Below are 11,936 nucleotides of genomic sequence, written 5' to 3'. Positions count from 1 at the left end.
CTTTGCAGCCGGACGGGGCTTCTATATTGGTACAAAAAAAGAAACTCCACCGAGGCCGAGTCCTTTCCACGCGGAAGGGCTCGGCCTCGGCTGCAATTTTTGCCCTCAGCCTCAGCCGACAAATCCCCCGTCCACGGTCAAGATCTGTCCGGTAATAAAGGAGGCCTCCTCCCCCGCCAGAAATGCCGCCGCCGCCGCGATATCCTCCGGTGTCCCCAGTCGGCCAAGAGGCGTCTGTGCGGCCAGATCATCCATCGTCTCCCGACCCAGAGAGCGGACCATGTCCGTGTCGATACAGCCGGGGGCCACTGCGTTTACCCGAATATGGGACGGTGCCAGCTCCAGCGCCAGAGAGCGGGTCAGCCCCACCACAGCAGCCTTTGTGCAGGCATAGGCCACCTCGCAGGAAGCACCCCGCAGGCCCCAGATCGAGGAGATATTGACAATGCTCCCCCGTTTTTCATGCAGCATGTGGGGCAGCGCCGAACGTATCGTGTTGCGCATTCCGCCAACGTTCACGGCAAAGGCACGGTTCCACGTTTCGTCGTCCACGTCCTGAAACAACCCGTTGTTCAGGGCGATTCCGGCGTTGTTCACCAACACCTCCACCGGCCCCAGCGCGGCCTCTACTCCGCGAAACATAGCCTTCACCGCCTCCGGCTCCGCCGTGTCCGCCTGAAACGCGGCAGCGTTGTGACCCGCCTGCCGCAGCTCATTTGCCAGTTCCTCCGCCGCGGCGCGGCTTTGATGGTAGTTGACGGCGACATCGCACCCCTGTTCCGCCAGCTTTCGGACGATCGCCCTCCCAATTCCTCGGCCTCCGCCGGTAACCAGCGCCACTCTTCTCATTCGTTTGCTCCTTTTCCCCGCCCGTCTGACAGCCGGGTCTGGTTTTTGTTGCCATTATTATAAGTACTTTTTTCTGAAACTGCAACCAACCCTCATCCCTTTATCTGTCCCTCGCTTTATGCGCAGGCATCCGAAGTCGGGACCGGCAAAATATCGTGCGCTGCCGGAGCGCCAGGGTCGCCAAAGATGTTATGCTTTTGAATTGACAGCGGGATGGAAAACAGGTACAATAGCACTTGGTTCTAATTTTGCCTGCCGCACTTGTCGACCGGTTGGACATATCCGCTCTCCATGAGCAGAACGCCTCCGTCGCCTCGCGGAACAATCTCAGATGCAGAATTTATACGTCTCCGTAGCTCAGCTGGATAGAGCGTCCGCCTCCTAAGCGGAAGGCCAGCGGTTCAAATCCGCTCGGGGACGCCAGAGCAAAACGCCGGGAAGCCTGATTAAAGGCTTTCCGGCGTTTTTTCCTCGAAATGCCTCCGAAGAAAAGCAAGCGGTACCAGGACGAATGTCCAAGTACCGCTTGTTTCGTTGTGTCAATTCCGCCTGACGGATATCCGTAGACCGCACCTGAACATCCCCGCCGCCGGCTGCTCTTTGTATTTTTTTAGAAATCCGCGCTTCCCACCGTGCGGGGATGGGGCAGCACGTCCCGGATGTTGCTCACGCCCGTGAGATACATCACCATCCGCTCAAATCCAAGGCCGAAGCCCGCGTGCTTGCAGGAGCCGTACCGCCGGAGGTCACAGTACCACCAGTAATCCTTCGGGTCCATGCCCAGTTCCTTGATGCGGCCCTCCAACAGCTCCAACCGCTCCTCGCGCTGGCTGCCGCCGATAATCTCGCCGATCCCGGGAACCAGACAGTCCGCCGCGGCGACGGTCTTTCCGTCGTCGTTCATGCGCATATAGAACGCCTTGATCTCCTTGGGATAGTCCGTGACAAACACGGGCTTCTTGAAAACCTGCTCCGTCAGGAACCGCTCGTGCTCCGTCTGAAGGTCGATCCCCCACTCCACCTGATAGTCAAACCGGTCGTTATGCTGCTTCAGGATCTCCACAGCCTCGGTGTAGGTCACCCGGCCAAAGTCGGAGGATGCCACGTGCTCCAACCGTTCCTTCAGACCCTTGTCCACAAAATCGTTGAAAAAGTCCATCTCATCGGGGCAGCGCTCCATGGTGCGCTTGATGACGAACTTGATCATAGCCTCCGCCACGTCCATGTCGCCCTTGAGGTCGGTGAAGGCCATCTCCGGCTCGATCATCCAAAACTCGGCGGCATGGCGCTGGGTGTTGGAGTTCTCCGCCCGGAAAGTCGGGCCAAACGTATACACATCACCGAAAGCCATGGCGAAGTTCTCCGCGTTCAGCTGGCCGGAGACCGTCAGATTCGCAGGCTTTCCGAAAAAGTCCTGAGAATAGTCCACCTTGCCGTCCTCGGTGCGGGGCGGATTCTCCACGTCCAGCGTGGTGACCCGGAACATCTCGCCGGCGCCCTCGCAGTCGCTGGCGGTGATGATGGGGGTATGCACATAGACGAAGCCCCGGCTCTGGAAAAACTCATGGATGGCATAGGCCGCAACGCTCCGCACCCGGAAGGTGGCGGAAAACAGATTCGTCCGGGGCCGCAGATGCTGGATCGTGCGGAGAAACTCCGCGCTGTGGCGCTTTTTCTGAAGGGGATAATCGGGGGTGGAGGTTCCCTCCACCTCGACCTTCGCGGCTTTCAGCTCCAAAGGCTGCTTGGCGTCGGGAGTCAGTACCACCGTGCCGGTGACCACCAGCGCCGCTCCTACGTTCTGAGATACGATCCCGGCATAGTTCACCAGATCGTTCGCGTCCAAAACTACCTGCAAATTTTTGAAGCAGGAGCCGTCGTTCAGCTCCACGAAGCCAAAGTTCTTCATATCCCGGATGGTACGGGCCCAGCCGCCCACGGTGACCTCCCTGCCGGAATAGACTTCGCTGTCGGCGAAAATCGCCGCGATTTTTGTCATACTCATTTTTCGTTCACCCGTTTATTTGTTTTTGGTACAGTCATTCTGCGCACAATATGGTCTATTATATTCGTTCTTTTGCCGCTTTACAAGAGGAATCGTCCGTTTCCAGGGTCAAATCACCTGGAACAGATAAAATTTCAGATAGCTGGTCTCTTCCACGCCCCACAAGATGGGATGGTCCGGCGCCTGCTGCCTTGCCTCGATCTGCCGCAGCTGCACCCCCGCATCACGGGCGGCGCTTTCCAGCATGGCGATAAATTTTTCCTCCGTTGCAAAGTGGGAGCAGGAGCAGGTGGCCAGATACCCACCCCGGGGCAGCAGCTTCATAGCCCGGTAGTTGATCTCTTTATAGCCGGTGATGGCATTGGCCACCGTGGCGCGGGATTTCGTGAACGCCGGCGGGTCCAGAATAATAAAATCGTACCGCTGGGGCTGCTTTTCAAGCTCCGGCAGCAGGTCAAACACGTTGGCGCAGACGCATTCCACTGTGCTTTCAAGACCGTTGCGGCGGACGTTATCCCGCGCCAGCTCCACCGCCGACTCCGACACGTCCACGGCGGTCACATGAGCCGCGCCGCCCATAGCGGCGTTCAGAGCGAAAGAGCCGGTATGGGTAAAGCAGTCCAGCACCGTCCGATCCTTCGCCAACCGCGCCACCGCCTGACGGTTGAACTTCTGGTCCAGAAAAAAGCCGGTCTTCTGGCCGTTTTCCACATCCACCAGATACCGGATCCCGTTTTCCACAATTTCCGTCATGGCGCGCTCCGGCGGCGTCTCCCCCGGCAGGGGAAACCAGCCCTTGTACTGCGCCAGCCCCTCCTTCGCCCGGAGGGCCGCGTCGTTGCGCTCGTAGATTCCGGAAATCTCCTGCCCGTCCCCGCGCAATATTTCAGCCAGAAGTGGAAGCAGCAGTTCCTTCCTGAGCTCCATTCCGACGGAAAGCACCTGAACAGACAAAATCGGGCCGAACCGATCCACCGTCAGGCCGGGAAAGCCGTCCGCCTCCCCGAAGATAAGACGGCAGCATTTCAGATCCTCCGGTCGCAACACCGCCTTGCGGTACTCCCAGGCCCAGCGGAGCTTCCGCTCCCAGAATGCGCCATCGAACGTATCGTTTGCGTTACGGGAAATAAGCCGAAGGCGGATTTTAGACTTTTCTGAGTAAAGCCCAGTTCCCAGATATCGGTCTTTTTTGCTGACCACATCCACCAGCGCACCGTTTTCCGGCACACGGTCCAGCGCAGTGATCTCCGCATCGTAAACCCAGGGATGGCCTCTGAGAAGGGCGGCCTCCGCTTTCGGTGTAATGGTCGCCCGGGGAAAAATTCGCTCCGTTTTCATAAACGCTTCCTCATTTCCTGTTTTCCGCATTTCGTTTCTGAGTGTAGCACATTTTTCTCGAAAATACCATATATCAGAAGGAGAAATCTGCGCGAAACGGAGGCCTTGTCATGCCCACTATTTACCTCAGTCCCTCCACTCAGGAGGCAAACCCCTATATCACCGGCAGCGGCTCCGAAGAGTACAACATGAACCTTCTGGCCGACCACATGATCCCGTATCTCAATTCCAATGCCATTGCTTACCAACGAAATACCCCCGAAATGACCGCCGCCAGCTCCATCCGGCAGTCCAATCAGGGGAATTATGACTTTCATCTGGCCCTGCACTCCAACGCCTCCGGTCAGGGGGAAGCCAGCGCCACCCGAGGCATCATTGCATTTTACTATCCCGGCAGCACGGAGGGCCAGCGGGGTGCGGAGCTGATCGCGGACAATCTGCGGCAGATCTACCCGCTGCCCAACAAAGTGCAGACGCAGGCCATCACCACCCTTGGCGAGGTCCGCCAGCCCAAGGCCCCTTCGGTACTGGTGGAGATCGGCTACCACGACAACTACGCCGACGCCACCTGGGTGGAGAGCCATATGGACTCCATCGCCCAGCAGCTGGTCCGGGCACTGACGGAGTTTTTCGGTCTGCCCTTCATCTATCCATCCGGTCCTCGCACAGGGAAGGTCCACGTGTCTTACGGCACACTGAACCTGCGCAGCTACCCCTCCCCTCAGGGAACAGTCATCGCCAACCTTCCCAACGGCGCCTCGGTGACGGTCTACGGCGAGTGGCAGGGCTGGTATACCGTGCGGTACGGAGATCAGCTGGGTTATGCGGCCGCAGCCTATATTAACGTCTAGGACAGTCCCGCAGATTTGGGCGGCGCCGCCCCGGTCCGGAAGCGGACGCCCTGTTTGGGCGTCCGCTTCAAAATTTGCCAAGTGAAAAACGTTTCTTTGTTAAATGTTTATACATTTTTTCTTGACACAACGGCAGCAAACGATTAAACTAGAAAAGGATTCTTATCGGCCGTCATTTGGCCGCTGATTTTTCCAAATTTCCTCGCATAAAATACCGTAAAATTCAGGAGGTAAACCATTGTGATGCAGACCATCCTTGCAGCCCTGATTGGGCTGGCGGTCGGCAGCGCGGTTTGCTTCCCTCTCGGTATTCGCTACCGGAAAAACGTGTCTGAAAGGGAAATCTCAAGCGCCGAAGAAGAAGGAAAGCGCATTATCAACGAGGCGATTAAAAACGCAGAAACCAAGAAGAAAGAAGCCCTGTTGGAAGCAAAAGAGGAGATCCTGAAAAACCGCAGCGAGTATGAGAAGGAAGTCAAAGAGCGCCGGTCCGAACTTCAGCGGCAGGAAAACCGCCTGCAGCAGAAGGAAGAAAACATTGACCGCAAGACTGAGACCATTGAGAAAAAAGAAGACGCCCTGGCCCAGAAGCACCAGCAGCTGGACAAAGAGACCGAGGAGATCCAGACCATCAAGCGCAGTCAGACGGAACAGCTGGAGCGTATCTCCGGCTTTACCGCAGACGAAGCCAAGAACTATCTGATTGCTCAGGTGGAGAGCGAAGTGACCCACGAGACCGCCCTTAAGATCAAAGAGGTAGAGTCCCGCATGAAGGAAGAGAGCGACAACCGCGCCCGCGAAGTGGTGGCGCAGGCCATCCAGCGCTGTGCGGCGGACTCCGTGGCGGAAATGACCGTCAGCGTCGTGCCCCTGCCCAACGACGAAATGAAGGGCCGCATTATCGGCCGCGAGGGCCGCAACATCCGCACCATTGAGACACTTACCGGCGTGGACCTCATCATCGATGATACGCCGGAAGCCATCACCGTCTCCTGCTTTGAGCCGGTCCGCCGCGAAGTTGCCCGGCTGGCGCTGGAAAAGCTTATCGCCGATGGCCGCATCCACCCCACCCACATTGAGGAGATGGTGGAAAAGGCCCGTCGGGAAGTGGACGCCGTCATCAAGTCCGAGGGCGAGCGCGCCGTGTTTGAGACCGGTGTGCGGAACCTGCACCCGGAGCTTGTGAAGATGCTGGGCCGTCTCCATTACCGCACCAGCTACGGTCAAAATGTTTTGCAGCACTCCATCGAGGTCAGCCACATCGCCGGCATGATGGCCACGGAGTTGGGCGCGGATGCCCAGACCGCCAAGCGGGCGGGTCTGCTCCATGACCTCGGCAAATCCGTGGACCACGAGATGGAGGGCACCCATGTACAGCTGGGCGTGGAATTTGCCCGGAAGTACAAGGAGAAGGACGAGATTATCCACGCCATTGAAGCCCATCACAACGACGTGGAGCCCCGTACCGTCGTTGCCTGTCTCGTGCAGGCGGCAGACGCGATCTCCGCAGCCCGGCCCGGCGCCCGGCGCGAGAATCTGGAGAACTACATCAAGCGTCTCCAGCAGCTCGAGGAGATCACCGGCAGCTATCCCGGCGTTGACAAAGCCTATGCCATTCAGGCAGGGCGCGAGGTCCGCGTGATGGTGAAGCCGGAAATGGTCTCTGAGGATGAAATGGTGATTCTTGCGAGAGATCTGGCCAAGAAGATCGAGGAAGAGATGGAATATCCCGGACAGATCAAGGTTCATCTTATTCGAGAGACAAAAGTGGTCGAATACGCAAAATAATATTAAAAAACCCCCGGCCAAGCGGCCGGGGGTTTTCTCAGTTTATATTCCGCACACGGGGCAGAACCCCTGCTTCAGGAGACCGACGCGTCAGGCTCTGACCAACTTGTAATACGCCCTTGCTGTGGCGCGGTAGACCAATGCATAAATCACCGCGAACACGGCCAGTGTTCCCCCGGTACACAGCAGCACCAATGACCCATTGTGCAGTGAGAACAGTGTCAGCAGCCGCGTCATCAGGCTGAAATCAAATGCCACATGAATGGCCGCCACTGCCAGCGGCGCGAAAAACACTACCAGCAGTTGGGAATTGATCGACCTGCGGACAGTCTTTGGCTCCATGCCCACCTTCTGCATGACCAGATACCGCTCCCGGTCCTCATAGCCCTCGGAAATCTGCTTGTAATAAATGATGAGGACCGCAGCCATCAGGAAAATAGTCCCAAGAAACACGCCCAGGAAGAAAAAGCCGCCGTTGACGGAATAGTATTGCCCGCCGAAGCTGTCCCGGGTTTCAAAGTCCAGCTGTGACCAGCTTCCGGTTCCGGTGAAGTCCAGCGTCTGCTCCAGATCGTCGGGCTGGACGGCACTCTCGTCCGCATTCCAAAAGCCGCTCCACTGCATTTGCTCCGCATCTTCGCCCAGTTCGGCCCGCTGACCCTCATACAGGGCGCGGAGTGTTCCGTCGGATACCACCGCATAAAGAACATCCACCGCCGAGGACTGAAATGCCCGGGGAACGGGGTACTGCGGGCTGGGCTCCACTGCCGTCAGCGTCAGATCGTCGGCGTGGGAGAAGCGGAAGGTTAAATTCCTGCTCTGCCCCGCGCCATTCAAAAACAGCAGCATCTGCCCGTCTGTAAGGGTTGGCGCCTCCGCGCCGGTGACGGCGGCGTAATCCGCCGGGGCCATGGCGCAGACCATGCTGGAAGCCCCGGAAAGGTATTTCTTCACCTCCAGCGCGCCTCCGCTCTCATCTACGTTAAAGGTGAGATAGCGGTAGTCCGCCACAGGAGCAGCGGGGATTCTCTTTGCTTCCAGCTGTTCGGTCACTGCGCTGGAAAATGCCTCCGCATCAAACGGCTTATCCTCCGTCGGGTCGTACCTGACCTCCGCCCGCAGATTCCCGGCAAACTGTTCGTCCAGCGCCGACTCGCTGCCCAGATACAGCGACAGCGTGCCGGAGACCATTACCAGCACCATGGTGGAGAGTATGCAGATGTTGGCAAGGCCCACGGCGTTGCGTTTCATGCGGTAAAGCATACCGGAAACGCCAATGAAGTGGTCGGTTTTATAATAGAATTTTTTGTTGGCTCGCAGAGCTTTCAGCACCGCGATGCTGACGCCGGTAAACACGCAGTAGGTCCCGATGATGACCAGAAACACCGCGACAAAGTACATTGCCAGCGCTGTCATGGCGGAGCGGGTGGTGACGGCAATGGCATACCCCGCCCCCAGCGCCACGACACCAATAACCGCCGTCACGATCCGGGTCTTCGGCTCCCGTTCCCCGGCGCTGCTCTCCCGCAGCAGCTCCATGGGGTTCTGGATACGGATGCGGTGGAGGTTTATCAGCAGGTTGAACAGCAAGATCGCACCAAACAGCACCGCCGTCTCCGCGATGGCGGTTCCGGAGATAAAGAAGCCGTACACAATGTCCATCCGCATCATACGGCACAGCAGGAGCACCGCCAGCTTATGCAACAGCATTCCCAGAAGCACGCCGCCCAAGATGCCCGCGGCGGCGGTGTAGACCATCTCGAAGCCCAGAACAATGGCAATGTGCCGCTTGCCCATACCAAGAATGTTATAAAGCCCCAGCTCCCGTTTGCGCCGTTTCATCAGGAAACTGTTAGTATAGGTCAGAAAGATGACCGCGAAAACAGCGATGACAAAGGTGCCTATGGACATGAACATGGTGAGGTAGGCGTACCTGGTGCTGTTTGGCAGATCGGGTGTGTACATCAGCGCCCTCACGATATAATAGGCCGCCGCCGTCCCCATGACGGTCAGCAGGTAGGGAAGGTAAAACTGCCCGTTTCTGGCCAGATTGACCAGGGCCATCCGGGGGTAGAACCGCCTCTTATTCATTTGCCTCACCGCCTTGCGCCAGCACCGTCAGCGTGTCGGAGATGCGGCCAAACTGCTGCTCCTGCGTATTCTCGCCCCGATAGAGCTGATGGTACACCTCCCCGTCCCGTAAAAACAGGACCCGTTGGGCATGGCTGGCGGCCTTGACGGAGTGCGTCACCATTAAAACCGTCTGACCGCCCGCGTTGATGTCTCCAAACAGATCCAGCAGCCGGTCGGAGGCCCGGGAGTCCAGCGCACCGGTGGGTTCGTCCGCCAGAACGATTTGGGGATTTGTGATGAGCGCGCGGGCCACGGCGCAGCGCTGCTTCTGTCCGCCGGAGACCTCATAGGGGTACTTGCTTAAAATGTCCAAAATCCCCAGCTGCTCCGCCAAGGGCTTCAAGGCCTTCTCCATCTCCTTGAACTCCTGCCCCGCCAAAACCAGCGGAAGGAAAATATTATCCTGCAGGGAAAATGTGTCCAGCAGATTGAAATCCTGAAATACAAAACCCAGATTCGTGCGGCGGAAGGTAGCCATGTCCCGCTCTTTGATCTCGCAGATGTCTTTACCGCCCAGCAGCACCTGGCCGGAGGTGGGTTTGTCCAGAGCCGCCAGAATATTCAAAAGTGTGGTCTTTCCGGAGCCGGACTCACCCATGATGGCCACATACTCCCCCGGTTCCACGGAGAAGCTGACATTTTTCAGAGCCTCGACCTGATTACCGCCAAAGCGGGTGGTGTAGATTTTTTGGAGATGGGATACTTCCAGAAGCGACATGTAAATTCCTCCTTTTGATGCTCCCATCCTAGCAAAAATTTGGTGGGGGAGCCATCGAATTGGCTTACAATTTCCCCTCGAAGCTTACAATTTTGTAAGGTTTGGTCTTCTCCCCGGACAGAAAACCGCCGCTTCCCTCGTCTCAGGGGCGGGAAACTCACTCCTCCACCTGCCGCCCGTCGTGCAGCAGCAAGCGCACGATGGTTCCCTGTCCGGGCCGGGACACAATGGTGATTCCCTGCCCCAGATTCGTCAAAACCCGCTTGCACAGATACAGTCCGATCCCCGTGGCCTTTCGGTCCTCCCGGCCGTTATAACCGGTAAAGCCCTTTTCAAACACACGGGGCAGGTCCTCGGACCGGATACCGATGCCGGAGTCCGCGATGGCCAGCGTCTCGCCGTCTGGGTAGATGCGGACGCTGCCGCCCTCGGGGGTATATTTGACGGCGTTGGAAAGAAGTTGCCCCACCACAAATTCCAGCCATTTTTCGTCTGTCAGGAGTACTCGGTGCGTCTCGTGGAATTCCAGCGTCAGCTTTTTCAGAATGAATAGCCGCGCATACCGGCGCAGGCTGGCCCGGATAACGTCATCCAGCGCGCAGCGGCGCAGAACATAGTCTGTGGAGTCGCTGTCCAGACGGAGATAACCCAGAACCATTTTCACATACTCCTCAATCTTCAGCAGCTCCGCCGACAGCGCCTCCCGGTCAGTCTCTCCGCCGGACTGAAGCAAAAGGCGGCTGGCCGCGATGGGGGTCTTGATCTGATGAACCCAGAGGGTATAGTAGTCCAACAGGTCCTGGCGCTTATTCTCACTCTGCGTCAGAAGTTTGGCACGGTGAACGCACACGGCGTTCAAAAGCGCCTGATAATCCGCCTCCAGCGTGCTGCGGGCGGGTGGCAAAGGCAGCACCGCTTCATGGACGGATTCTCTCAGCCGCTCCAGTTCCCGATGGCGGCGAAGAAATCCGGCGTAGCCCACAGCAAAGAAAATAAGGCCCAGCACGATGCAAAGCAGCGCCGCATATCCCACCGCTTCGGCCGGGTATGCATACAGTGACAGCACCGCGGCAAAAATAGCGGCGGACGCCGCCAGAAAGAGCAGCAGCTTATACTGCCGTCTCAGGTATTGCAGCAGCATGTTGAACCCTCCACCAGATAGCCCGCGCCCTTTTTTGTGTGAATCAGGTTTCCAAGGCCCGCCTCCGCCAGCTTTTTGCGCAGACGGGTAACATTTACCGTCAGGGTGTTCTCGTCCACAAACGCATCGGATTCCCACAGGCGGGTCATCAAACTCTCCCTGCTGACAATCCGGCCCCGGTTCTCCAGAAGCATCTGCAGAATTTTCAGCTCGTTGCGGGTCAGCTCCAGTTTCTCCGCCCCGGCGGTCAGCGTCCCGTCGGACACATTCAGCACCGCCTCGCCGCAGGGCAGCAACTGGGCGGGTCCGCTGAAATCATAGGCGCGGCGCAGCAGCGCCTGGACCTTGGCGGAGAGGACGTTCAGGTCGAAGGGCTTTGCCAGGAAATCGTCTCCGCCCATATTCATAGCCATGATCTGGTTCATGTTGTCTCCTGCGGAGGAGATGAACAGGATGGGGACCTGAGAGACCTTTCGGATCTCTGCACACCAGTGGTAGCCATTGAAAAACGGGAGAGACACATCCAGCAGCACCAACTGCGGCGCCGCGTGGGCGAATTCCTCCATCACGTTCTGAAAATCCCTTACCCGGGTCATCCGATAGCCCCAACTTTGAAGATGCGCCTCCATGGCCCCGGCGATCACCGGGTCATCCTCCACGATCAGAATGCGGCAGCCGTTCAAAATTCCGTTCCTCCCCGCTCTTGCCTTCCCACAGCATATCCATGCTCCTAAAGTGGCAGAATAACAATGCGTTACTCTTTTGGCTAAATTCGCTTCGTAAAAATTCATCTGCTCAGCGGACATTATATTCCATTTCCATTTTTTGCGCAACGCCTCACTTCTTGGCCCTCCACGCGCCAAATTCTGTGGATTTTTTCCATTTCAGCCCAAAAAACACTCTTGAATCCGGGAAACAAAGGTGATATGATATGTTCACAAGATAGAGGTGCGAATGAGACGACGCTGCGCAAGCCGACAGGCAATGAACGCAGCGGAAGCGATTTCGCCGAACTGGAACGGCAGGTATGCCGTTTTGGTGGGGCCGGGGAGAACATCTCCGGGACTGTCCGCGGGAAACTGCGGGGGCGCTATCTGCTCACAGGAAACTCCG

At 57.7% G+C, this 11,936-nt stretch carries 9 protein-coding genes, 1 tRNA gene and 1 riboswitch; of the genes, 3 read left to right on the top strand and 7 right to left on the bottom strand.

Annotation, left to right across the window (positions count from 1 at the left end; all coding sequences use genetic code 11):
* Positions 1-111: 111 nt before the first annotated feature.
* A complete protein-coding gene (gene ymfI / locus ABWQ15_RS11990; RefSeq protein ID WP_353909009.1) occupies positions 112-849 on the bottom strand; it encodes an elongation factor P 5-aminopentanone reductase in 738 nt (245 codons plus the stop codon).
* Between the two features lie 346 nt (positions 850-1,195).
* Between ymfI and ABWQ15_RS11985 the strand changes: the two genes are divergently transcribed.
* Positions 1,196-1,272 (top strand) — tRNA-Arg (locus tag ABWQ15_RS11985).
* A 187-nt stretch (positions 1,273-1,459) separates the two neighbouring features.
* Here ABWQ15_RS11985 and asnS read toward each other — a convergent pair.
* Both asnS and ABWQ15_RS11975 read right to left on the bottom strand, forming a co-directional pair.
* Complete coding sequence (gene asnS / locus ABWQ15_RS11980; protein WP_353909008.1) at positions 1,460-2,854, bottom strand: asparagine--tRNA ligase; 1,395 nt, start codon at positions 2,852-2,854, stop codon at positions 1,460-1,462.
* Positions 2,855-2,962: 108 nt separating this feature from the next.
* On the bottom strand, positions 2,963-4,192 hold the full coding sequence (locus ABWQ15_RS11975) for a class I SAM-dependent rRNA methyltransferase (protein WP_353909007.1): 1,230 nt from the start codon (positions 4,190-4,192) through the stop codon (positions 2,963-2,965).
* 110 nt (positions 4,193-4,302) lie between these two features.
* Between ABWQ15_RS11975 and ABWQ15_RS11970 the strand changes: the two genes are divergently transcribed.
* Both ABWQ15_RS11970 and rny read left to right on the top strand, forming a co-directional pair.
* Positions 4,303-5,043, top strand: a complete 741-nt coding sequence (locus ABWQ15_RS11970; protein ID WP_353909006.1) for an N-acetylmuramoyl-L-alanine amidase — start codon at positions 4,303-4,305, stop codon at positions 5,041-5,043.
* Positions 5,044-5,286: 243 nt separating this feature from the next.
* A complete protein-coding gene (rny, locus tag ABWQ15_RS11965) occupies positions 5,287-6,831 on the top strand; it encodes a ribonuclease Y (RefSeq protein ID WP_353909011.1) in 1,545 nt (514 codons plus the stop codon).
* Positions 6,832-6,921: 90 nt separating this feature from the next.
* Here the strand turns inward: rny and ABWQ15_RS11960 are convergent, their stop codons facing one another.
* From ABWQ15_RS11960 to ABWQ15_RS11945, 4 genes are all read right to left on the bottom strand, one after another.
* Positions 6,922-8,922, bottom strand: coding sequence for an ABC transporter permease (locus tag ABWQ15_RS11960; RefSeq protein ID WP_353909005.1), 2,001 nt, complete (start codon positions 8,920-8,922; stop codon positions 6,922-6,924).
* Positions 8,915-9,682: an ABC transporter ATP-binding protein gene (locus ABWQ15_RS11955; RefSeq protein WP_353909004.1), complete on the bottom strand. Its 768-nt coding sequence runs from the start codon at positions 9,680-9,682 to the stop codon at positions 8,915-8,917. Before ABWQ15_RS11955 ends, ABWQ15_RS11960 begins: the two co-directional genes overlap by 8 nt.
* Positions 9,683-9,839: 157 nt before the next feature.
* Complete coding sequence (locus ABWQ15_RS11950) at positions 9,840-10,823, bottom strand: sensor histidine kinase (protein ID WP_353909003.1); 984 nt, start codon at positions 10,821-10,823, stop codon at positions 9,840-9,842.
* Positions 10,805-11,506, bottom strand: a complete 702-nt coding sequence (locus ABWQ15_RS11945; protein WP_353909002.1) for a response regulator transcription factor — start codon at positions 11,504-11,506, stop codon at positions 10,805-10,807. The genes ABWQ15_RS11950 and ABWQ15_RS11945 overlap by 19 nt, the downstream gene beginning before the upstream one ends.
* A 252-nt stretch (positions 11,507-11,758) precedes the next feature.
* Positions 11,759-11,924: riboswitch (Lysine riboswitch) on the top strand.
* The last annotated feature ends 12 nt before the right edge of the window (positions 11,925-11,936 follow it).

It is taken from the genome of Oscillibacter sp. (assembly GCF_040505565.1).
In the GTDB taxonomy this organism is placed as follows: Bacteria; Bacillota; Clostridia; order Oscillospirales; family Oscillospiraceae; genus Oscillibacter.
The sequence above is the reverse complement of the archived record's forward strand: the minus strand, read 5'-3'. Positions and strand labels throughout refer to the sequence as shown.